This is a genomic window from Desulfurobacteriaceae bacterium (genome assembly GCA_039832905.1).
In the GTDB taxonomy this organism is placed as follows: Bacteria; Aquificota; Aquificia; order Desulfurobacteriales; family Desulfurobacteriaceae; genus Desulfurobacterium.
In genome coordinates this window covers 23,237-44,137 of the sequence record JBDOLX010000018.1, presented here as the reverse complement: position 1 = coordinate 44,137, position 20,901 = coordinate 23,237, and the positions used below count along the sequence as shown (strand labels likewise).

Annotated in this window: 23 protein-coding genes; 9 read left to right on the top strand and 14 right to left on the bottom strand. The window is 36.6% G+C overall.

Going from position 1 to position 20,901, the window contains the following annotated elements:
- The 4 genes from ABGX27_01205 to ABGX27_01190 form a co-directional block, all read right to left on the bottom strand.
- A partial coding sequence (locus ABGX27_01205; GenBank protein MEO2068115.1) for an RNA polymerase sigma factor region1.1 domain-containing protein occupies positions 1-494 on the bottom strand: 494 nt, incomplete at its 3' end.
- Positions 495-506: 12 nt separating this feature from the next.
- Complete coding sequence (gene dnaG, locus ABGX27_01200) at positions 507-2,153, bottom strand: DNA primase (protein ID MEO2068114.1); 1,647 nt, start codon at positions 2,151-2,153, stop codon at positions 507-509.
- Between the two features lie 65 nt (positions 2,154-2,218).
- Positions 2,219-2,680, bottom strand: coding sequence for a signal peptidase II (gene lspA / locus ABGX27_01195; protein ID MEO2068113.1), 462 nt, complete (start codon positions 2,678-2,680; stop codon positions 2,219-2,221).
- Positions 2,681-2,691: 11 nt separating this feature from the next.
- The gene (locus tag ABGX27_01190; protein MEO2068112.1) at positions 2,692-3,264 is read right to left on the bottom strand and encodes a CPBP family intramembrane glutamic endopeptidase; all 573 of its coding nucleotides are present in this window, start codon (positions 3,262-3,264) and stop codon (positions 2,692-2,694) included.
- A gap of 56 nt (positions 3,265-3,320) precedes the next feature.
- On the opposite strand from ABGX27_01190, the gene purS reads away from it, so the two are divergent.
- The 6 genes from purS to ABGX27_01160 are packed head-to-tail and all read left to right on the top strand — an operon-like array spanning position 3,321 to position 7,459.
- Entirely contained in the window at positions 3,321-3,578 is a 258-nt protein-coding gene (purS, locus tag ABGX27_01185; protein MEO2068111.1) for a phosphoribosylformylglycinamidine synthase subunit PurS, read from the top strand.
- Entirely contained in the window at positions 3,578-4,273 is a 696-nt protein-coding gene (gene purQ, locus ABGX27_01180) for a phosphoribosylformylglycinamidine synthase subunit PurQ (GenBank protein ID MEO2068110.1), read from the top strand. The genes purS and purQ overlap by 1 nt, the downstream gene beginning before the upstream one ends.
- Positions 4,274-4,285: 12 nt before the next feature.
- Positions 4,286-4,864: an FAD-dependent thymidylate synthase gene (gene thyX / locus ABGX27_01175; GenBank protein MEO2068109.1), complete on the top strand. Its 579-nt coding sequence runs from the start codon at positions 4,286-4,288 to the stop codon at positions 4,862-4,864.
- Positions 4,865-4,872: 8 nt separating this feature from the next.
- Positions 4,873-6,201, top strand: a complete 1,329-nt coding sequence (locus tag ABGX27_01170; GenBank protein ID MEO2068108.1) for a TldD/PmbA family protein — start codon at positions 4,873-4,875, stop codon at positions 6,199-6,201.
- On the top strand, positions 6,201-6,500 hold the full coding sequence (gene rbfA / locus ABGX27_01165) for a 30S ribosome-binding factor RbfA (GenBank protein ID MEO2068107.1): 300 nt from the start codon (positions 6,201-6,203) through the stop codon (positions 6,498-6,500). Before ABGX27_01170 ends, rbfA begins: the two co-directional genes overlap by 1 nt.
- Positions 6,497-7,459, top strand: coding sequence for a bifunctional oligoribonuclease/PAP phosphatase NrnA (locus ABGX27_01160; protein MEO2068106.1), 963 nt, complete (start codon positions 6,497-6,499; stop codon positions 7,457-7,459). Before rbfA ends, ABGX27_01160 begins: the two co-directional genes overlap by 4 nt.
- Here the strand turns inward: ABGX27_01160 and ABGX27_01155 are convergent.
- On the bottom strand, positions 7,451-8,461 hold the full coding sequence (locus ABGX27_01155) for a DUF1786 domain-containing protein (GenBank protein MEO2068105.1): 1,011 nt from the start codon (positions 8,459-8,461) through the stop codon (positions 7,451-7,453). The genes ABGX27_01160 and ABGX27_01155 overlap by 9 nt on opposite strands.
- Before the next feature lie 82 nt (positions 8,462-8,543).
- On the opposite strand from ABGX27_01155, the gene ftsZ reads away from it, so the two are divergent.
- Positions 8,544-9,644 (top strand): cell division protein FtsZ, encoded by a 1,101-nt coding sequence (gene ftsZ, locus ABGX27_01150; GenBank protein ID MEO2068104.1) that lies wholly within the window; start codon positions 8,544-8,546, stop codon positions 9,642-9,644.
- Positions 9,645-9,670: 26 nt separating this feature from the next.
- Here the strand turns inward: ftsZ and ABGX27_01145 are convergent, their stop codons facing one another.
- From ABGX27_01145 to murD, 6 genes are read right to left on the bottom strand one after another with little or no spacing between them, the layout of a single operon-like run.
- Entirely contained in the window at positions 9,671-10,252 is a 582-nt protein-coding gene (locus ABGX27_01145) for a nicotinamidase (protein MEO2068103.1), read from the bottom strand.
- Position 10,253: 1 nt separating this feature from the next.
- A complete protein-coding gene (locus ABGX27_01140; protein ID MEO2068102.1) occupies positions 10,254-11,099 on the bottom strand; it encodes a cytidylate kinase-like family protein in 846 nt (281 codons plus the stop codon).
- Between the two features lies 1 nt (position 11,100).
- Complete coding sequence (scpB, locus tag ABGX27_01135) at positions 11,101-11,604, bottom strand: SMC-Scp complex subunit ScpB (GenBank protein MEO2068101.1); 504 nt, start codon at positions 11,602-11,604, stop codon at positions 11,101-11,103.
- The gene (murG, locus tag ABGX27_01130; protein MEO2068100.1) at positions 11,597-12,691 is read right to left on the bottom strand and encodes an undecaprenyldiphospho-muramoylpentapeptide beta-N-acetylglucosaminyltransferase; all 1,095 of its coding nucleotides are present in this window, start codon (positions 12,689-12,691) and stop codon (positions 11,597-11,599) included. Before murG ends, scpB begins: the two co-directional genes overlap by 8 nt.
- Positions 12,688-13,851 carry a putative peptidoglycan glycosyltransferase FtsW gene (locus ABGX27_01125; GenBank protein ID MEO2068099.1) on the bottom strand — a complete coding sequence of 388 codons (1,164 nt, stop codon included), beginning with the start codon at positions 13,849-13,851 and terminating at the stop codon, positions 12,688-12,690. The genes murG and ABGX27_01125 overlap by 4 nt, the downstream gene beginning before the upstream one ends.
- Positions 13,838-15,079: a UDP-N-acetylmuramoyl-L-alanine--D-glutamate ligase gene (gene murD / locus ABGX27_01120; protein ID MEO2068098.1), complete on the bottom strand. Its 1,242-nt coding sequence runs from the start codon at positions 15,077-15,079 to the stop codon at positions 13,838-13,840. The genes ABGX27_01125 and murD overlap by 14 nt, the downstream gene beginning before the upstream one ends.
- A 67-nt stretch (positions 15,080-15,146) precedes the next feature.
- On the opposite strand from murD, the gene ABGX27_01115 reads away from it, so the two are divergent.
- Positions 15,147-16,349: a pitrilysin family protein gene (locus ABGX27_01115; GenBank protein MEO2068097.1), complete on the top strand. Its 1,203-nt coding sequence runs from the start codon at positions 15,147-15,149 to the stop codon at positions 16,347-16,349.
- A gap of 23 nt (positions 16,350-16,372) precedes the next feature.
- Positions 16,373-17,149: a hypothetical protein gene (locus ABGX27_01110; protein MEO2068096.1), complete on the top strand. Its 777-nt coding sequence runs from the start codon at positions 16,373-16,375 to the stop codon at positions 17,147-17,149.
- Between the two features lie 7 nt (positions 17,150-17,156).
- On the opposite strand, the gene ABGX27_01105 is transcribed toward ABGX27_01110, so the two are convergent.
- From ABGX27_01105 to ABGX27_01095, 3 genes are read right to left on the bottom strand one after another with little or no spacing between them, the layout of a single operon-like run.
- Positions 17,157-18,128 (bottom strand): ADP-ribosylglycohydrolase family protein, encoded by a 972-nt coding sequence (locus ABGX27_01105; protein ID MEO2068095.1) that lies wholly within the window; start codon positions 18,126-18,128, stop codon positions 17,157-17,159.
- Positions 18,129-18,149: 21 nt separating this feature from the next.
- A complete protein-coding gene (locus tag ABGX27_01100) occupies positions 18,150-19,355 on the bottom strand; it encodes a methyl-accepting chemotaxis protein (protein MEO2068094.1) in 1,206 nt (401 codons plus the stop codon).
- A complete protein-coding gene (locus ABGX27_01095) occupies positions 19,331-20,890 on the bottom strand; it encodes a methyl-accepting chemotaxis protein (protein ID MEO2068093.1) in 1,560 nt (519 codons plus the stop codon). The genes ABGX27_01100 and ABGX27_01095 overlap by 25 nt, the downstream gene beginning before the upstream one ends.
- Between the last annotated feature and the right edge of the window lie 11 nt (positions 20,891-20,901).

Here is a 20,901-nt window from a genome sequence, read left to right as displayed (position 1 = left end):
AAAAACTTTTTCTTCCTTTGGGTTTCTCCGCCTTCAGCAAAATCATCAGGAGAGCGCATTATGTCCCTTACTTTAACCTTTCCGTTCTTTATTTCTTCTTCCACTTCAAGGATGTAGTCTAGAACAGCCCTTGTTTTCAGAAGGTATCTAAGTAGTGCTTTTCTTCCAAGTTCTACACGCTTTGCGAGGTCAATTTCTTCGTGTCTTTTAAGAAGGGAAATACCGCTCATTTCCCGTAAGTAAAGTCTAATTGGGTCATCAGACCTTGGTAGTGTGTCCGGAGCGATTGTGATCTGGAGTTTTGAGAGGTCTATATGTTCTTCACCCTCTTTTGGTATAATGTGAATATCAAACTCGTCAAGTTGAGCCATGAGCTCTTCTATTAACTCTGGTGTGAGCACCTCTTCGTCAAGGTGCTCCATTAACTCGTCAAAAGTGATGTACCCTTTGTCTCTTCCGAGTTCTATTAACTCCTCAAAGTTTGGCTTTTCCAAGGCTTCCTCCTATTAACCGGTTTTTAGAGCAAAACCTCTTAGCTTTTCCAAGTTCCCTCTTTTCAAATCGAAAACAAGCTTTTTGAGAAACATTTTTTCCTTAAGTTCTTTAGTTTTCTTTAGTCTTCTGTCTATTTCTTTGCTCAAAACTTTGCAAACTGCACTTTTAATTTCTACTTCTGAAAATTCTGACAAAAGCACGTCTGCAATAACATTTGAAAGCTCTGGGTACTGAACCTGAAAAGAAGTTAAGTCCTTATCCTTCATGTTCTTAAAAAGTGTGTAAATGGTTGCTACTTTTTGAGATACGAAGTTTGTAGGAGAAACGTCGATGGGAAGAGGAAACTGTTCTTCAAGCAATGCTTTGAGAAAAGCTTTTTCATAAGGAGGTATTAATTCTTCTTGTGATTCTAAAGACCTTTCTTTTTGTCTAAAATCTACAACGTTTTTCCTAATCCATTTCTCATCTACGTCAAATTCGGCTTCCAGTTTGGAAATTATAGATTTAAACTTGAAAGGATCGTGAAACTTTAGTGGAAAAATAGCGGAAACAATTTCTTTCAAAAATGGGGTTTTCTCTACATCGTTGAGGGTTTCTAACTTTTTTAACGACCAGCTCACAAAATCCTGAGGAGAGTTTAAATGTTCTTTAAGTAAGTCCTCATTTTTTCTTGCCATTGAATCAGGGTCCTCTCCTTCAGGAAGTTCTACAACGAACGGTTCTACTCCTAAGGAATAAAAAATTCTCGCACTTCTTAATGCTGCCTTTCTTCCAGCATTATCTCCATCAAACATTAGTACTGGAGTGGCTGAATATCTTTTTATGTGCTTAGCATGATTTTCTGTTAGCGATGTTCCCATGGGAGCAACGACATTTTCCACTCCTACCTTGTGTAAAGAAATCACGTCAAAGTATCCTTCGACAATAAAAACTTCTCTTTTTTTTAAAATTGCCTCCTTTGATTGGTAAAAACCATAAAGGAGATTTCCTTTCTTGAAGGTATCGCTTTCTGGACTGTTTATGTATTTAGGTAACTTGCTATCCTCGTTTAAGATCCTTCCTGCGAATGCAACAACTTTTCCGGAATGGGAAAAAATAGGAATTATCAACCTTTCAGAGAAGAACTCCCTTCCTTTACTATTTAATAACCCCAACTTCTGAGCTGCTTCTCTATTTATCTTGAGACTCTTAGAATACCCTTTCGGTGCGTATCCAAGTAGAAATTTTTTAGCTATACTTTCTGGAATTTCCCTTTCCTCTAAATATCCTTTTATGGCTTTGAGCTTTGAATAGAAGAACTTTGCAGCTTTTAAGCCAGTTTCTTCAATAATTGATGTCTCTTCTTCGTTTCCAAATTCTTGGGGGATTTCTATTCCACTTAGTTCAGCAACTCTCCTTACAGCTTCGAAGAAAGATAAGTTTTCATACTTTTCAACGAAAGTTATTGCATTTCCACCTACTCCACAGCCAAAACACTTGAATATCTGTTTTTCTGGACTTACAACGAAGGAAGGAGTTTTTTCTACATGGAAGGGACAGAGGGCTGTAAAATTTCTTCCTACTTGCTTAAGAGAAATATAATGTGATACTATATCTACAATATCAACTTTTGAAAGAAGTTCCTGAATAAAAGAGTAGGGGATTTTAAAACTCCCCAATTATATCACCTCATTTTGAGTCTGGTTGCCTAACTAAAAATTATTCGCTTCAATATTAAAGTCAACTAATCGGTTTTACTTTGAGAAAGAATAACAAGAACACACCCTAAGAAAACGAAGGTGTCTGCAAGATTGAAGGTGGGCCAATGGTAAGATGATACGTAAAAGTCTAAAAAATCTACTACTTTCCCGTAGACTATTCTGTCATAAAGGTTTCCAAGAGCTCCTCCAAGTATTAATCCAAGTCCCCACCTAAGTCTTTTATTTTCTATTTCTTTTGTTAAGACATAATAAACAATCCAACCTGCAACTATAATAGGAATAGCTAAGAGAAAAATTTTTCTTAAGATCTCGTTTCCACTTGAAAGAATACTAAAAGCGGCTCCTTTGTTCTCAGCATATCTAAGAGAAAAGAAACCGGAAATTATGTTTATCGTTTTAAACTTCAAGTATTTTCCAGCTAAAAACTTTGTTAACCTATCTAAAAAGAAAGAAACTATGGAAATAATCAACACTTGCTTTTTCAACTTTTCCCCCTTTAACATGGAAAAAGTGTATAGATGAAATTAATCCCTAAATGAAAAATGATCGGTGCCAAAATAGAAGAGCTTTTTTCGTATAAGTATCCCATTGCAAGGGAAGGAAAGAATGCTAAAAATTTGGCTGGATCGTAATAAATCCAAACACAAGCACTAGTAAATAGGAAACTTGAAATGAGATTAACCTTTGAGATAGGACCAATTAGAGTCTCATTTTCTATTTGTGAATAAAAGTATCCTCTAAAGAATGTTTCTTCGGCAATAACCATCGGTAAGTAAGCTATAAATGAGTTGACCACTTCTCCTAAATAAATGTTTTTACTTATCGCTGAACAGATAAAAACTAAAGGAGAAAGAACTAATAGAGATACTACTCCCCAAAAGAAACCCTTAGTGAAATTCCTGTATCCTATACTTTTTAGATCTTTCTTAAAGAAGACTATTGGAACAATTACCATTAAGAAAAATGCTACGAAAGAAGTATATACTTTAAAAAATCTTACAGAAATTGCCATTGAAATGATTGTTACAAAATAGAGTTTAATCAAGGGACAGGTTTCTTTACACTGCATAGATTCCCCTTTTGCTAAAATTTCCACACGTAGATTATGCAACAAAGAGGTGAGAAATGGCAAACTACTTTGTAAAGGTGTTCATTACTTACAGAGCAGGTGTTCTTGATCCCCAAGGAGTGGCAGTAGAAAAAGCTGCCCATTCTTTAGGATTTACAAAGGTAAAAGATGTGAAGGTAGGTAAGTACGTTACCATGACAATAGAAGCGGACTCCGTTGATGAAGTAAAGCAAGAACTTGCAGAAATGGCAAAGAAGTTCTTGGTAAATCCTGTTATTGAGGAATATACATTTGAGATTGAAGAGGTGAAGTAATGAAATTTGGAATTCCTGTTTACCCTGGAAGTAACTGTGAAAAGGATGTAGGTTGGGTTATAGAGAAAGTCTTGGGTTTTGATGTTAAGTACCTTTGGCATAAAGAAAGAGATTTAACAGGAGTTGACTGTGTTATTGTACCTGGAGGTTTTTCCTACGGTGACTATTTAAGAGCCGGGGCGATGGCAAAACTATCTCCAATCACTGAAAGTATCTGCGAGTTTGCCGAGAAAGGCGGACTCGTTATGGGGATATGCAATGGCTTTCAAATACTCCTTGAATCTGGATTACTTACGGGAGCTATGCTCCCCAACAAAACCCTTTCATTTATATGTGAGTTTGTCTACTTAAGGGTAGAAAACAATAATATTCCGTTTACTAAACTTTACGATAAAGGAGAAGTTATAAGAATTCCTATTGCCCACGCAGAAGGAAACTATACTTGCGATGAAGAAACGCTAAAAGAACTTGAAGCAAATGGTCAGGTAGTTCTTAGGTATTGTAGTGAAAATGGTGAAGTTAATGAAAAATTTAATCCAAACGGTTCTCTTAATAACATTGCAGGGATATGCAACAAGAGAGGAAACGTTTTTGGTTTAATGCCACACCCAGAAAGATCTTCTGAAGAAATCCTAGGAAGTGTAGATGGTTTTAGAATGTTTAAGTCGATTGTTGAGTCTGTTCTAAAAGCCTAAAAGGGGAGAAAATTGAAAGTTCTTTTGGTTTCTAAGAATCTTCCTCCTTTGAAAGATGAAAAAGCTTTCTTGAGGCATTCATACTTTACTTTCTTGATAGAAGGTATTTCTAGAGCCTGTTCTCACCAACTTGTAAGACACAGACCTGCTTCTTACAGCCAGCAATCCCAAAGATACGTTGCTATGAAAAATTTTCCATACGTTGTTCCAGATTCAATAAAAGGTAAAAAAGAGGAAGATAAGTACCATAAATTGATGGAAACTATAGGTTCTTTTTACGAAGAACTTGTTAGTAAAGAAATACCTAGGGAAGATGCAAGATTTGTCCTTCCAAATGCTTGTACTACACGAATTCTGTTTACTATGAATGGAGAAGAGCTTGTTCACTTCTTAAGGCTTAGAACTTGCAATAGGGCCCAGTGGGAAATAAGAAAAATGGCAATTTTAATGCTTAAAATTTTGAGGAAAGAGGTACCTTCTGTTTTTAATAAAGTTGGTCCCAACTGCTATTTTCTGGGATACTGTACAGAAGGAAAGAAAAGTTGCGGTAAGCAGTTGGAAGTTAAAAGGTATTTTTCCTCTTCCTTATAGGAGGCAAAATGGTAGAGTTTATGGAGAAGGCAGCCGGTATTTTAAAAAAACAAGATGTTGATAACTTCGATATCTATGCTGTTGAATCTTGGGGATCATCTATAGAAGTAAAAAGAGGCGAAGTCGAAAGGATAAAAATACCTGTAAAAAGCGGTATTGCAATTAGGGCTGTCGTGGACGGAAGGCTTGGTTTTGCCTACACAACAGATATTTCTGACGAGGGTATAAGAATAGCTATTGAGTGTGCGAGAGAAAATGCTAAGTTTTCATCCCAAGATGAATACGTCTTTTCCATGCCGAGTAATAACTCTTTGGACTTCCCTCTTTATGATGAAAACTTTCATTCTATTCCCACTAATAAAAAGGTGGAACTTGCGTTAGAACTAGAATCAAATGTCTATTCCTTTGACAGTAGAATAAAGAGGGTGAGAAAGGCTGCATACAGAGATTCCATTTCCAACGTTTACTACTTAAACTCCAACGGTCAGAGTTTTAGCTATACAACTTCAAATTTCTTCTTAAGCGTTCTTTTAGCTGCGGAAGAAAATGGTGAATCCCAGATGGGATGGGATTTTGATGTTAAAAGATATTTTAGTGATCTTGACGCTGATCTTGTTGCTAAGAGAGCTTGTGAAAGCGCGTTACAACTTCTTGGAGCAAAACCTTTAGAAACCAAAAAGTTAACTGTTATCTTTAAAAATACTGTTTTTGCCGAAATAATAGAGGCTTTATCTCCCGTTTTTCTTGGAAACAATGTTTTAAGAAAAAAATCCCTCTTTGCTGAAAAGCTTGGTATGGAAGTTTCAAGTCACGTTCTAAATTTATACGATGACCCTACCTTAAAAGATGGAATGGGAACTATTCCTTTTGATGATGAAGGTGTAGCAACCAAGAGAAAAGCTATCATAGAAAGAGGCGTTCTCAAGAACTTCTTACTTGACACGTATTCAGCAAAAAAACTCGGACTTAAACCTACAGGAAACGGAATGAGAAGTTCTTTAGCTTCTTTACCACAGGCAGAAATTACAAATCTTGTAGTAGAAAAGGGAGCTTTAGGACTTGAAGAACTGATAAAGACCCCAGAAGAGGTTTTACTAATAACCGATGCTATGGGTATTCATACTATTAATCCTATTTCTGGAGAGTTCTCAATAGGTATAAGTGGGATATATTTTAAGGACGGAAAGTTAGTTCAGCCTGTTACCGGTATGACCGTTGCTGGAAATATTAAGGAACTACTATCTGGAATTACCGAAGTTGGCAGAGACCAAAGATGGATTGGTAACGTTTGTTCTCCATCTGTAATGGTCAAATCTTTAACTGTGAGTGGAGAGTAATGAGAGAAAGGAGAAGAGAGAGACTTCGTTCTCTTTTGATAAGAGAACTTTCGGAGATAATAAGGACAGAAATTGATTTGCCGGAAAACTTGTTTATCACTGTTCACGATGTTCACATTTCAAAGGATGGAAGTAAAGCTACCGTTTTTATTTCTTCCTTAAAGAGAGAAGATGCTGCTTTAGCAGTGGAAACGCTTAACAAAGCTACCGGTTTTATTCACCACTTGCTTGGCAAAAGATTAAAAATAAGAGTTGTTCCAAGACCTGAATTTGTAGTAGCCCCAGAGGTGTTTTTATGAGACTTTCAAGAGAAGAAATGGCAAAACTTTTAAGAAGTCTTGAAGGAAAGATTTTAATAACAACCCATAAAAATCCTGATGGAGATGCAATAGGAAGTTCTCTTGCTTGGTATAACTTTTTAAAGCGTTTAGGTAAAAATGTGAAAATAATATACAAAGACTCTCCTCCTTTTAACTTTGACTTTCTTCCTGGAATAGAAGAAATAAATGTCATTGACGAAATAAAAGAGGAGTTTGATTGGGTAATAATTACTGACGTTTCTGATTTCAAAAGAACAGGCTTTGATGTAATACCTTCTAAAAAATCAATAGTTATAGACCATCACATTACTGCAGAGGATTTTGCTGATTACTCTATAGTTGAACCGGAAATTTCCAGCACTTGTGAGTTATCCTATGAGATAATGAAACTTATGGACTTCAGCCTTATAGAATATCCTGTAGCCCTTCCCCTTTATACAGGAATCTTTACAGATACGGGAGGATTCAGTTATAGCAACACTTCGCCACGTACTCATGTAATAGCAGCAGAACTCATAAAAAAGGGAATAGACCCCTACTTTATAACTAAAAACCTTTTTGAAAGGAATAGGCTTAGTAGGTTTAAACTTTTAAAGCTTGTTCTTGAAACCTTAGAGTTTGCTGCTGGAGGAAAAGTCGCTCACATAACCTTATTTAAAAACTTTCTAAAGGAAGCCTGTGCAGTTCTTGAAGAGTCTGAAGGGTTCATAAACTATCCACGTTCTATAATGGGAGTAGAAGTAGCAATATTTTTCAAGGAAATGGAAGAAAACCTTTGGAAAGTTTCTATGCGTTCTAAAGGCCGTGTAGATGTTGCACAAATCGCTAAAGAGATGGGAGGGGGCGGACACAAAATGGCTGCAGGGTTTGAATTTAGAGGGAGCTTAGAAGAAGTAAAAGAAAAACTATTTGAAAAAATAGAAAAGTCTTTAGCATAAGTTCATTAATCTTTTTGCCACTTCATAAAGACCAATACATCCTGTAATCATTACATCTCCTCCAGGGTAAGCATACTCTCCGAACTCTTTAAAAAGTTTCCTGTTGGGACCAGCAATAAAGATTTTTTGAGGGTTTATCTTTCCCAACACGACAGCACCGTGCCCATTATCATTAAAGACTTCTTCAAAAGTTAGGGTTCCTTCAGAGAGTCTCTTTACAAGTCCTTTAAGCTTTTCTTTCGTAAGATATCTAGTGTGATGTTCAAAAAGTCCTCTTATTTTTCCTTCCTTCATCGAAACTCCCAATGTATGACCATTTCCAATATCAAGTCCTATAAACTCATCTATGCCCATTTCTTCTGCATAACTTAAGATTCCACAGATAGAAGCAATTTTGCTGTCCATAACGAAGCCTTTCAAACCTTTCATCTTCAGCTGTTCTATTACAGAGTCAAACCTTGAAAAGAAACCTGTCTTACGTAAGAAAAAGAACTCGTAAGGGTCTTGAGTCTCTTTAAGTCTTTCTCTAAAGTAGGAAAATCTTGTTATCCTATCACTCTGTCCTTCTATAAACCCATGATCCTGGCAAGCTATACCTACTATCTCTGGAGAGAATTCTTCTCCTACAAGATTTATAATCTTTTTCCAAAGATCAAACATTAGGTCTGAAAAAATTAGGTTGGATTTTTCCATTCTACTAATGATTTCTACTCCAAGTTCTTTTACTCTATTTAAATCATCCTTGATAGTCTTTGCTGCACTTTCTGAAATAAAGACCTTAAAACCTTTGGCAAGATGTTCTAAAATAGCTTTTTTAACAGGACCTCCCCCCATAACATAGCCATCGATAAATACATCCTCTTCCATTTTCTTTATTCTTTCCGCAAGTATTCTCGTTGGTGACGGTAGAATAGCTTTTATCCAGTTTTCTGGGTTAATTGTTGAATCGGCGTAAAGAATGTCCTGTGTTCCTTTCCCTATATCTACAAGAAAAGCTTTCATTTTTCACCTCACTTAACTCTTAACTATCTTAAATTTTAAGGTAGAATACCAAATATGAAAATTTGAAAATCAAGGAGGAACTATGTTTGATATAGCCGATGATACTTTTCAAGGACCAGTGATAAAAGTAATTGGAGTTGGTGGAGGTGGTGGAAACGCTGTTGCGAGAATGCTTGAAAAGGGAATAGAAGGTGTTGAATTTATTGCTATAAACACTGATGCCCAAGTTCTTGCAAAGCTTCCAATTCCTCTAAAAGTTCAAATAGGTGAAAAACTTACCAAGGGACTTGGAGCAGGAGGGAAACCGGAAATTGGAGAACAAGCCGCACTTGAAGATGAACCAAAGATTAGAGAAGTTCTTGAAGGTTCCGATATGGTCTTTATTACCGCTGGTATGGGAGGAGGAACGGGAACAGGAGCTGCTCCGATCGTTGCAAAGATTGCAAAAGATATGGGAATTTTAACTGTTGGTGTTGTTACTAGACCTTTTGACTTTGAAGGTAGAAGAAGACACGAGTTTGCTGAAGCTGGAATCAGGAGACTAAAGGAATTTGTAGACACATTGATGGTTGTTCCTAACCAAAAGCTTCTTACCGTTGCCTCTAAGGAGATGTCAATCTTAGATGCTTTCAAGCTTGCTGATAACGTTCTTTATCAAGCAGTTAAGGGCATTACTGAAGTGATTACAAGACCAGGTCTTATTAACCTTGATTTTGCAGATGTAAAAACTGTAATGCATAGTGGTGGATATGCACTAATGGGAACTGGAGAGGCAAGCGGTGAAGATAGGGCCCTAACTGCCGCAAGGAAGGCAATAGACAACCCACTTCTTGAAAATGTTCAAGTTGAAGGAGCGAGTAGAATCTTGGTAAACATTACGGGGGGTCCAGACCTTACTTTAGACGAAGCTTATGCTGCTGCTGGACTCATTAAAGAAAGAGCTAAGAGGGATGACACAAACTTCTTCTTTGGAGTAAGCATTGATGATACTTTAGAAGACACAATTCAAGTAACGGTTATAGCAACGGGATTTGACGAAAAAGGAAGACCTATGAGATTTGCAGGTTTTACTGAAAGAAACTATGGAAATTCCATTACTCCACCATTTACAGGTCAAGAAGGTGTTGAAGACTTGGACATTGATATTTCTAAACTTCTTGAGGACTTGAAAGACGACGAGTAAAAAAAAGGGGGGAGTCAATCCCCCTTTTATTTTTCTACATTTTTAAGACTTATCGTTATGGCACCGGCAAGAAGCATTTCATTTATAGCTTTTTCAACATCACCTTTGTTTATGTTAACCCCTTGGGAAGCATCTTCCAAGAAGAAGACTGTATATCCTAAGTTCAGTGCTCCCAATACCGTATTTCTTACACAGTAATCTGTAGCAAGCCCACCAACAAAAACTCTCTTTACTCCTCTTTCTTTAAGAAGATCATTTAGTATTGTTCCTTGGAATCCAGAGTAAGCTTCAAGTTCAGGTCTTTCTCCTTTATTTATTATGAAAGCATCAGGAGGAAGCTTCAGATCCTTTGGAAACTCTGATCCTTTTGTTCCTTGAACGCAATGCTTAGGCCATAACCCCCCGTTCTCTTTGAAAGAGATGTGATTTTCTGGATGCCAATCTCTTGTGGCAAAAATAGGTCTTCCTTTTAAAGTAAAAAGTTCTATATAGCGATTAAGAGGTTCTATTACTTTGTCTCCCTGTGGAACAGGAAGGGAACCTCCCGGTAAAAAGTCATTTTGAACGTCAACTATTATTAGGGCATCGTAAGGAGTTATCTTTACCATTCTATTCCTCTACTAAAAGCTTAAAGGTATCTACTACAAGTTTTGCAGCCTCCTCAACAGGAATTTTTGATGTGTTTACCTTTAGGTGGAATAGGTCAATTGAAGAAATATCTGCATCACACATATCTTTGTAGAACTCCTTCTCTTTCTCGTCTATTTTTCTTAATTGTTTTTCAGCTTCTTCGAGAGACAAATTATAATTTTGTGCAAAAGTTCTTACCCTGTCTACAAAAGGTGCTTCTACTTTAAGATGAAGGCAGTTAGGGTATTCCCTTAAAAAGCAAGCAGATCCATGTCCTACTATTACTACATTGTTTGATACGGCAAAAGAAACAACAACTTTTGTTAAAGTCTCTCTAAACTTCTCGAAGGTTATTTCTTGACTTTCTTTTCCTAAAAGGGCACTAAAATCTATAAAATCCTTGTCCAGTTGAAACATGTCAAAAAATGAAAGTTTAGAAGAAGCGTATTTAAACTCGTTGAATTCTTCTATTTTCCACTCAGGAACACCTAACCTCTTAGCCGTTTCCTTTAAAATTTCTTCAAACACAAGTTTGTATCCGAGCTTTTCAGATATTTTCTTTGCTAACTCCAGCCCTCCCGAACCAAGTTCAAAAGTTACCGTAACAATTCCCATCTTCTCCTCCAGCTGTTCTTTGTTTTCCGATAAAAGTTTATCTCTAACTAGATTAACTATTTCAACAAAAAAATCTCCGTCAATAAACGGTGGTAAACTTTTATCAAGTCCTTCTAGGATCTTTTCCACTTGTGGAAGGAGTCTCTCACAGCACAGAGCAAGCTCTTCATCTTCGTAGAGGATATCCAAAGCATCTTCTATTCTGTTCATACTATGGTTCCTCTATTTGAATTTCAGGTAGTTCTTCCAAGTTGTCAATACCAAAGTGAAGAAGGAACGCTTTTGTGGTTCTGTAAAGTTTAGGTCTTCCAGGAGCATCACTTCTACCAGCTACCTCAATTAACCCTTTGTCTAAAAGAGACTTTAGAGCTCCGTCAGGGTTCTGTCCTCTAATTTGGGCTATCTCTTTTCTTGTTATTGGTTGTCTATAGGCAATTATTGCCAAAACTTCTAGAAGGTGTTTGGAAAGTTTTACAGGTTTATCCTCTACGAAAGCTTTCAGCTCATTTGCTAAATCTCCATTTGTAAAAAACTTGTACCCATTTGCAACTCTTCTTAAGATGATACCCCTTACTTCATATTCTTTTTGGAGTTCTTCTACAACTTTCTCTACCTCTTGAGGATTTAAATTTAACTTTTCAGATAGTTTTAAAAGACTTACAGGTTCTTGAGATAAAAAAATTGCTGCCTCTATTAGCCTCTTTACTCTATCCATCTTTGATTATCTCTTCCACTATTTTATCTACTGCGTTTTCTATTCCAAATTTTTTAATGTTTTTAGAAAGCTCATTAGAGATGATTATATCAAAGAGAAGTCTTTCTATGATATCAACAAGCTTTTGGGGAGATAGCTCATTTTGTCTTCTTAAGATACAACCTTGAGACTCTTCTACGTCTTTAGCGTTGAAGTATTGGTGATCATCAACAGCATAAGGAAATGGAATAAAGAGCGTTGGAATACCAAAAATGGCTATCTCCGAGATAGATAAAGCTCCAGATCTTGATATAGCTCCATCGGCAATAGAATAAAGTTCCCAAATTTTTTCGTGAAAAGGAAAGACCTTTGCCTCGATAGAAAAAGATCTATAAATTTTTTCAAGATCAGCGTTTTTTCCTTCTCCAGTAATGTGAACTATTTGAAGTCTATCTTTAAATTTTGTCAAAAGAGGGATAGTTTCTTTCATAATTTCGTTAAGCCATAGCGCTCCCTGACTTCCTCCGATAACTAAAAGGGTTTTCTTTTGGGAACTTAAGTGTAGTTTTTCTAAAACTTTTTTCTTTAGCCGATCCCTTTCTTTAAAAGCCGAGACTATTTCTTCTCTTACTGGATTTCCCGTGAAAATAGTTTTCCTTCCAAAGAACTTTTCAGCACTCTTGTATCCCACTAGAATTTTTGAAGCAAACTTTGCAAGAAATCTGTTTGTTTTTCCCGGAATACTGTTCTGTTCCTGCAAGATTAATGGAATTTTTAGAAGTGTTGCAGAAATTCCGATGGGGAAGGATACGTACCCTCCAAAGATAACTACCTTGGAGGGAGAAAACTCTTTAGTTATTTTATAAGCAGAGATTAAAGATTTGAAAAGGGAGAAAATATTGAAAACGGTTTTTAAACCTTTTCCTCTTATTCCTTTAACGTCAAGTAATACGTGGTTTTTAGGTAGTAACTCTTTTTTCTTAGCTTCTATTCCATTTTTTGAACCAACGTAGAGAACTTGGTAGCCTAAACTTTCAAGTTTCTTGGCTACTGCAAGACACGGAAAAAGATGTCCTCCAGTTCCTCCTCCAGCTAATAAAACTCTCAAGCGTACTTACCTCTTTCCATTATTTTGAAGTTAATTCTCTCTTCCTTTGGTAAAAATCTTGCTATGTTCATTAAGAATCCTATAGCTATAAATGTGGAAACCAAAGAACTTCCGCCAAGACTCATAAATGGTAAAGTTATACCTGTGGTAGGAATTACTCCAAGGTTAACACCTATGTGAACCATAGCCTGCAAGAATATATAAAGGGTAAGGCCTAAAGCCATATATTTTCCAAGCTTTTCGTCTGTTCTATCAGAAATTGACAATCCAAGGTAGAGAATTAAAAAGAAAGCGATTAGAACAAGAGCAGCACCGATAAAACCGGTTTCTTCTGCAATGTGGGCATACATAAAGTCACTGAAAGGGAAGGTTAAAAACATAAGCTTTGACTGCTCTCCTTGCCCAAGTCCCATTCCGGTAATTCCACCTTTTGCAAAGGCTACGAAAGCTTGGACAAGTTGATAACTATCATACTTCCCTGAGGTGTGATAGTAAGCGGTCGGATCAAGAAGAATCTTTATACGGGCTAACCTGTAAGGGGCAGTTATAACTGCTAAAAAGAACATAATAAACCCGAGTCCTACAGGATATAAGATGTACTTTAAATCAAGTCCAGTTATAAAAAGTATTGCAAATATAACGATTGAAAGAATCATTGCAGAACCAAGGTCTTTTTCTAGCAGGATTAAAAGAACTGGTAGAAATGATAAGGTAATAAAACCTATAAAAACTTTAAAGTCGGACTGTATTTCATACCATTTATACTTAATGTATCCAGAAACGAAAAGTATTACAAAAACTTTTGCAAGTTCTGCAGGTTGAAAAGAAAGTCCTCCAACAATTATCCAGCTCTTTGAATTGTTAACTTCTTTTCCAAAAATTAAAACAACTACTAATAGAAAAATCGCTATCCCGTAGAGTCCCCACAAGAACTTCTTGCTGGCAAGCTTACGGTAGTCAAAGAACCTGTATATTACGAAAGCAAGGATTACTCCAAAAACAAAAGCTACTCCTTGCTTAAGTGCGTAAAAGTGGGGTGGAACTCCTTTCTTTAGACAGAAAAAGTAACTTCCGGTATAAACAAAAATTATTCCACTAACAGATAAAATTAGTGCTATTAAAAAAAGTAAAAGGGCAAACCTTCTTCTACCTTTTTGCAACTTTTTCCTCCAAGATTTTTACAGCTTCCTTAAACTTTTCTCCTCGTTCTTCAAAATTCTTAAACATATCAAAACTTGCACAACCTGGGGAGAGAAGAACAACATCTTTTGGTTTGGATAAAGCATAAGCAGTCTCTACAGCCCTAAAGATATCCTTTTCTACTTTTACCGGTACTAAATCGTTAAACACCAACTTAAACTTTTTGGAAGCCTCTCCTATGGCAATGATAGCTTTAACTTTTTTCTTTACCAAAGGTCTTAGGATGGAAAACTCTAGTCCTTTGTCGACTCCTCCAGCTATTAAGATTATGCTTTCAAAGCTTTCAAGCGCTTTCTTCAGAGAATCAACATTCGTTGACTTTGAATCGTTTATAAACCTAACTCTGTTAATCTCAGCAACAAACTCGGTTCTGTGGGGAAGTCCTTTGAAGCTTTCTAAACCTTTTAAGATCTTCTCTTTGTAAACTTTTAAAGTTTTGAGAACTGAAATTGCAGCCATATAATTTTCAAGGTTGTGAACACCTTTTAAAGGTAAAGAATTTACGCTTATCTCAAAATCATCAGTGTGTATCTTGCCGTTAGTATAGTAAACGTCTGCTTTTTGTTTTCTACTGAAAAAAAGAAAATTTTTTCCTTTAAAGTTTTTCAGTTTTTCATCGTCCAAGTTAAGAATATTATGCCTTGAAAGGTTTAAAAGTTTAAGTTTAGCGTTAGCATAGTCTTCAAAACTTTTGTAACGGTTTAAGTGGTCTGGAGTTATGTTTAGAATAACACTTATAAAGGAACGGAAAGCTTTAAGATCTTCTATTTGGAAGCTAGAAAGTTCTAGGACTGTTATTGAGTCATCGGTTGTATCTTCACAAAAGGAAGAAAAGGGAATTCCAAAGTTTCCTCCTATGAAGGTTTTAAAACCAGCACTTTTTAAAACGTGGTAGATTAAAGCAGTTGTTGTACTCTTTCCGTTTGTTCCGGTAATGGAAACTATAGTTCCTTTACAGTATCTATAGGCAACCTCTATTTCTCCAAGAATATCTATTCCTTTTTTCTTGTAAAAGTTTACGACTTCGTGATCTTGGGGAATACCAGGAGACTTAACGACAAAAGAGGGATTATCTATAAGCTTTCCTCCGTCTTTATCATCGTATAAAGAGACTTTATATCCTTTTCTTTCCAAAAGTTCTGCTGCTGCCAAACCACTTTTTCCTTTACCAAGGACAAGAACATTCATAAAATTCTCCTTGTTTTTAAAATTGTGAATTAATTTTATCCCTGAAAATTAAAAACGGGGTAAAAGCATGATAGTAGAAAAAATCTCCAATGGAATCTTGTGTTCCATCAAAGAAAGACATGACCTTAACTCCGTGACTGTCAGCGTCTGGATAAGGGCAGGAGCTGCTTATGAGAATGATGAAACGAGAGGAATTGCTCACTTTTTAGAACACATGATGTTTAATGGAACTCAAAACCATCCTCCAGGTTACATAGACAGAGAGGTTGAATTTTTAGGAGGAGAGATAAACGCTGCAACTTCTTACGATTTTACTTATTATTACATTACACTGCCTTATCAGTACTCTAAAAAGGCTATTGAGCTCATTTCTGAACTGGTTCTTCGTCCTCTCTTTTCCGAAGAGATGCTTAATAAAGAAAAGCCCATAGTTTTAGAAGAGATAACAAGAAGTAAAGACAACCCTCAAGATGTTTTCATAGAAACATTTATGGAAAGGCTGTATAGAGAAGCACCCTACAGGTTTCCCATCTTAGGATTTGAAGAAACTGTAAATTCATTCTCGATAGAAGACTTAAAAAGATTTTACGAAGCTTTCTATACTCCAGAAAGGATAACCGTTTCAATTGCTGGAAGGGTAAACGCTAAGGAGATATTAAAAGAAGTTGAGGAAAACTTTGGATGGCTGGAAAGGAAAGGTAGTCTTTTCGAACCAACTCCAGAAAAGATAAGAGAAGTAGAAGGATACTTTGAAGTAAAACATAAAACTGTTGCTGTTCCAAATCTAATTTTTGGTTGGAGATTACCTCCTGCAAGTAGGGATGATATCTATTACGAGATTTTGGATTCTTTCCTTTCTTCTGGAAGAAGCGGTGTTCTTTACCAACTTTTAAGAGAAACGGGTATTGCTTACGCTTCATATTCAAACTATCAAAATTTAATTTTCGGTTCAAACTTTTTCATATCCGTTATTACGGATAAAATAGAAGAAGGCAAAGAAGCTTTAAAAAGAGTAATAGATAAAGTTTTATCCCTTAAAGAGGAAGAGTTTGAATTTGCAAAAGCAAAGCTTTTAAAAGGTGAAATATTTGGGAGGGAGTCTGGAGAGGCAGAGGCAGATGCTATGGGTTACGCTTTAACAGTTATGAAAGATCCTGATTATTACAGAAAGTTTTTTGAGGACTTAAAGAGTGCAGATTTTGAGACTTTTAAAGAAAAAGTATCTTTCTTGGCAGAGGAACCGTTAGTGGGGGTTCTTCTGGGGGAATAAAAAATCTATAAGGGGGAGGAAAGATGAAAAAGCTCCTTACCTTTACTTGTGCAACAGTTCTTATTTTCTTGAGTTCTACAACTTCCTATGGAGGAGGGTGTTGGAACTTAAATGAAATAGCTGATTTTGAAATCGCCGAAGTTGAAGGAAAGCTGCTTCTTTCGTTTAAGGACGCTGTGACTTGTGAGCCGATTGTTGGGGCTGAGGTTTCTCTTGGTAGTGGAAAAATAAAAAGGACAACCGATTCTAAGGGAAGAGTTTACTTTCCAATGAAACCTTTTACGGAACTTATGGATGCTAGAATACCAATAGTTGTGAAAAAGAGTGGATACATTCCTCTAAAGACCGAAATAAGAGTAATGGTAGGAAGTGTATGGGATAAGAGATTTTTAATGACAAAACAGATTCCTGCAAATTCAGCCCGTTTTGTCCTTTCTTGGGATGAAAGACCGAGAGATGAAGATCTTCACCTCATAGGTCCTGGTTTTCACGTTTCTTACAGAAACATGAAAAGTGTGGAAAACCAAGCAAAACTTGACAGGGACGACACAGACGGATATGGCCCAGAAACAATAACCTTAGACAGAATAGAAAGTGGAAGAACCTACACTGTTTATGTTCACAACTACAGCGGTGAGCAAGGGTTTACAGGTAAGGAAAGAGTTTACGTTTACGTTAACAACCGTTTAGATAAAGTTATTGAACTTCCAAGAACAAACAAGAGGGTTATAAAAGTCCTAAAAATAGTTGACCGTCAAGTTAGGTACATCAACACTCCTTGTAATAGAATAGGAGAGTAGTAAGGAACTAAATACTATTTTCATCTGGACAAAGCCTTTGAGAAATAATATCAAAATAATCTTTATGTTCTAAACGCTCTACCCACTCTCCTGGTATTGCAGAAAATCCAAGGTATCCTCCTACAAGTCCTCCCGTAATAAACCCTATTGCGTCTGTATCTCCTCCAAACTCTCCATAACTGTTAACAGCTTTTAAAATGGCATTTCTGAAGTTTCGGCTGTTTTCCATAGCTAAGAACAGAGCTATCCCAAAACTTTCGGGAGCAAAGCTTCCGTTTCCCAAGATTAAGGTAAGATCATCGATAGAGGTTATCTCTTTAAGTAAAGCCTGAGACACCATGTCTAAATACGCCCTTACCATTTCCGTTTGAGAGAACTCTCTTAGTACATCAATAAAGCCGAGCCTATCCTCTTTCGTTGAAAACGAAACTCTCCCACCGATGACTTCAGATATTGCAACGGCTAAGACTCCAGCTGTGTCCAGTAGAGTTTCGTCATTGTGAGTAATAGATGCTATCTTAACTCCATCTTCATAAGCATCATAGCTACTGTCCCATCTAAAAATTCCAGCAGCAACTGCGGGAATTGCCCCATCAATATCTATTGCTTTTACCCTTGCTTCTGTTGGATCTGCACCTTTAAGGTAAGAGAGTGCAGCGTTTATGTGAGAACCTGCAGGGTATCTGTGGGATTTCTCGTCTTTCACCCACTCTGTAAGTTTTTCTATGAAGGTAAATTCATCAAAAGTTCCTTTCTCAGCATAAACCTCTAAAGCCAGCAGAAACATCTGAGTTTCGTGGGAATACTGACCTTTTTTAAGGTGTGGACAGACAGAAATTGGAGATGGATTTACAAAGTCTAATATGGGTCCACCGTAAGCCTTTTTTACCGTATCTTTGTCCATCTCTTCAACGAGGGTTCCAAGAGCATCGCCAATAGCAGCCCCAAAGATACAACCCTTTATTTTTTCATAAAGCATCTTTAACCTCTTAACTGTTAGTTATTCTATTCTAAACTTATCAAGTTCTTCTTCAAGCCTTCTAATTTTCTCGGAAACTCTTTTGATACCTTCTGCAACCTGTTTCAGGTCCTCAACGTTGTTGTTAGCAATGCTTGCTACTCCTCTTACTACCTCAGCAACTTCTTTAACAGAACCCGACTCTTCTTTAGCCTCCTCCGTAACCTTAGCTACAAGCTCTTCAAGTTTTTTCATAGAATCACTGATGTTTTCAAAAATTTGCAGAACGTTATCTATAACTTTTCTTCTGATGTCTTCATTAATGTTTTCTATTGTGGTCTTTATCTGGTCAGTCGCTTTAGCCGTCCTCTCCGCGAGCTTCCTAACCTCATCAGCAACTACTGCAAATCCCCTTCCAGCTTCTCCTGCCCTTGCAGCTTCTATTGCTGCATTGAGAGCAAGCAAGTTTGTCTGATCAGCTATCTGCATAATAAACTCTACAATAGAGGTAAGCTCCTTAGTTCTGTCATCAAGCAGCTTTCTTATTTCCTGTATTAACTTCTGAGACCTTGCAATCACCTCAAGGTTCTGATCAGAAAGCGAATTAAGTTCCCAAATTTCCTTTGACAGACCTTCAATTCCCGTTGCCACCTGCTCAACGGATTCAGAAACAGCCATAGTTTTCTCTGTTTGGGATAGTATTTTCTTTACAACATCTGTGAGGTTGTTCACCCTTTCCTCAAGATGAACAACAGCGTCTTTTAGCGTTTCTATAGACATTCCAACTGACTTGCGCAGGGATTCAACACCCCTATTAAAAGAAACCGCAATCTCTTTCAAGTCTCCCTTTAGCCTGTCTTCCCTCATTTTTACGATGAGATTTCCCTCCTCCAACTTCTTTGTAGCCTCAAGAAGGGAATCCCTTATCGTTACCAAAATATTCTTAATTCCTTTTAACGATTCTTTCAAGGTATTTAGAGAACCTACAAACTTTCCTTCGTCAAGTTCCGCTTTAAGATTTCCTCTTTCAAGTTCTTTAACAAACCTGTCAATCTCCCTCCTAATAATACTCCTCATAGTTGTTGCAAAGGTATTTGCTGCTATACCTACTTTTTGTAAGTCTCCAGGAAATCTTCCAGTGTCTATGGTTTCGTCTATGTTAGCTCTCTCTAAGAGTTCTGTAAGAGCTGACATAGTTTCCTTAATCTTTAAAGTAGCATTGTTCACGTTGATAATAATCTCCCGCAAGTCTCCGGGTAAAAGCTTCTATCGTAAGTTTTAAAAACTCCTTCAGACAAGTTCTTTGTTATCTCATTTATTACCTCTACAACCTTTCTAAAGTTTTCAACAATGTTGTTAAGTTCTTTCGCTATCTTCTTATAGTCTCCCTCAAATTTTTCTTCATCTACTTTAACATCCAACCTTCCTTGAGATAGACTATTTGTTACCTTTTCTACCTGTACAGTGAACTTTCGGAGAGTATCTACTATTTTTTCTAAGTGTTTTCTGACAGCTTCTAAATCTCCCTTGAAAATTTCCCTATTTACTTTGGTAGTAGAAATTTTTCCCTTAGAAAGATTCTCTGAAACTCTCTCTATCTCACCAATTATGTTCCTAAACATCTCCACAAGCTTTGCAACAGAACGTTTCATATCTCCAAATTCATCGTCTTCCTCAACTTGACAGTAGAAATTGAGTTTTCCGTTCTCTATTTCCATCAGAACTTCCTTTATTTCTTCAGTGGAGCGAGAAATCTTTTTCCTTAGGAAATAGATAAATAGGAGAACAAAAGTCAATAGGAACATTATTAGAACAAGGATAAACATTTCTAACTTTGCTCTTATGTAGATTTCTTTGTTCTTTTGAGAGAAAGCTTCTATGTATCTATCTTGGAACTTCTTGAGAACCTTTAGAAAATTGGTATAGATTCCAAAAACTTCCAAGGACTTGTAATTCCCTAGCTCCTGGAACTTTTCATCTCTAATGAGATCTTTGATTTTCTTCACCTTCTTATATTCTTCAGTAGTTTTAGTTGAATCAAAAACTTCCTTCATATCTTCGTATATCGTATTCCTAAACACCTTTTCTAAGATCAACTCTTCTCCGTTGATAGCGTTAAACCACATTAAAAGATTTAACGGAATTTCCTGTCCAGTATTTATCTTTGCAGTGATGCTTGAGGCTAAAGCTCTTTCTATTCCAAACTTGTCCTTATATCTTAGAAATGTTACAAGAGCTATCATTTGTTCTTTTAAAGCAGTGCCAGATAAAGACTTGAGAGCAAATTTTTCTATGAACTTAGCTATTGCTTCTTCCACAATGGCGGTATAATTTCTCAAAACTTCTATTGGCGTTGTTTCTACATTCCCAGCATTATCAATTCTTTCCCTAAGATTTAAAAGCCTACCTTTTAAAGAAGATATATCTACTTTTTTTCCCTCTCTCTTCTCTAATGATCTAACTTCGGTTTCAAGTTCCCGGAATATTCCGTCTACTTTCTCCCTCTGAGCCAAGAGTTTTCTGTAAGCAGAAGAAGTCTTGTCAGCTCCTCCAGCTATGAAAACAGAGGAGAGTCCTCTTTCTACAGCCAAGTTGTGAACAAATACTGCGGTCTTTTCCGCAAGAGGCAAATAGCAAGTCATCTTTTTGGTAGGTTTGAAGTTTTTTTCGTAAACGCTAAACGCTACTTTCCATAAAACCACGTAACAAGCCAAAATAATAAACGCTACTACAAGGATTTGGGTAGAAACTTTGTTAAGTTTGACTTTCTTAAGTACTCCCATCCCTTCTCTCC

What these genes read in the sequence shown, in the direction of transcription:
- ABGX27_01190 (MEO2068112.1), bottom strand. Translation starts at nt 3,264, where the DNA reads ATGCAGTGTAAAGAAACCTGTCCCTTGATTAAACTCTATTTTGTAACA.
- purS (MEO2068111.1), top strand. Translation starts at nt 3,321, where the DNA reads ATGGCAAACTACTTTGTAAAGGTGTTCATTACTTACAGAGCAGGTGTT.
- purQ (MEO2068110.1), top strand. Translation starts at nt 3,578, where the DNA reads ATGAAATTTGGAATTCCTGTTTACCCTGGAAGTAACTGTGAAAAGGAT.
- ABGX27_01170 (MEO2068108.1), top strand. Translation starts at nt 4,873, where the DNA reads ATGGTAGAGTTTATGGAGAAGGCAGCCGGTATTTTAAAAAAACAAGAT.
- rbfA (MEO2068107.1), top strand. Translation starts at nt 6,201, where the DNA reads ATGAGAGAAAGGAGAAGAGAGAGACTTCGTTCTCTTTTGATAAGAGAA.
- ABGX27_01160 (MEO2068106.1), top strand. Translation starts at nt 6,497, where the DNA reads ATGAGACTTTCAAGAGAAGAAATGGCAAAACTTTTAAGAAGTCTTGAA.
- ABGX27_01155 (MEO2068105.1), bottom strand. Translation starts at nt 8,461, where the DNA reads ATGAAAGCTTTTCTTGTAGATATAGGGAAAGGAACACAGGACATTCTT.
- ftsZ (MEO2068104.1), top strand. Translation starts at nt 8,544, where the DNA reads ATGTTTGATATAGCCGATGATACTTTTCAAGGACCAGTGATAAAAGTA.
- ABGX27_01145 (MEO2068103.1), bottom strand. Translation starts at nt 10,252, where the DNA reads ATGGTAAAGATAACTCCTTACGATGCCCTAATAATAGTTGACGTTCAA.
- ABGX27_01140 (MEO2068102.1), bottom strand. Translation starts at nt 11,099, where the DNA reads ATGAACAGAATAGAAGATGCTTTGGATATCCTCTACGAAGATGAAGAG.
- scpB (MEO2068101.1), bottom strand. Translation starts at nt 11,604, where the DNA reads ATGGATAGAGTAAAGAGGCTAATAGAGGCAGCAATTTTTTTATCTCAA.
- murD (MEO2068098.1), bottom strand. Translation starts at nt 15,079, where the DNA reads ATGAATGTTCTTGTCCTTGGTAAAGGAAAAAGTGGTTTGGCAGCAGCA.
- ABGX27_01115 (MEO2068097.1), top strand. Translation starts at nt 15,147, where the DNA reads ATGATAGTAGAAAAAATCTCCAATGGAATCTTGTGTTCCATCAAAGAA.
- ABGX27_01110 (MEO2068096.1), top strand. Translation starts at nt 16,373, where the DNA reads ATGAAAAAGCTCCTTACCTTTACTTGTGCAACAGTTCTTATTTTCTTG.
- ABGX27_01105 (MEO2068095.1), bottom strand. Translation starts at nt 18,128, where the DNA reads ATGCTTTATGAAAAAATAAAGGGTTGTATCTTTGGGGCTGCTATTGGC.
- ABGX27_01095 (MEO2068093.1), bottom strand. Translation starts at nt 20,890, where the DNA reads ATGGGAGTACTTAAGAAAGTCAAACTTAACAAAGTTTCTACCCAAATC.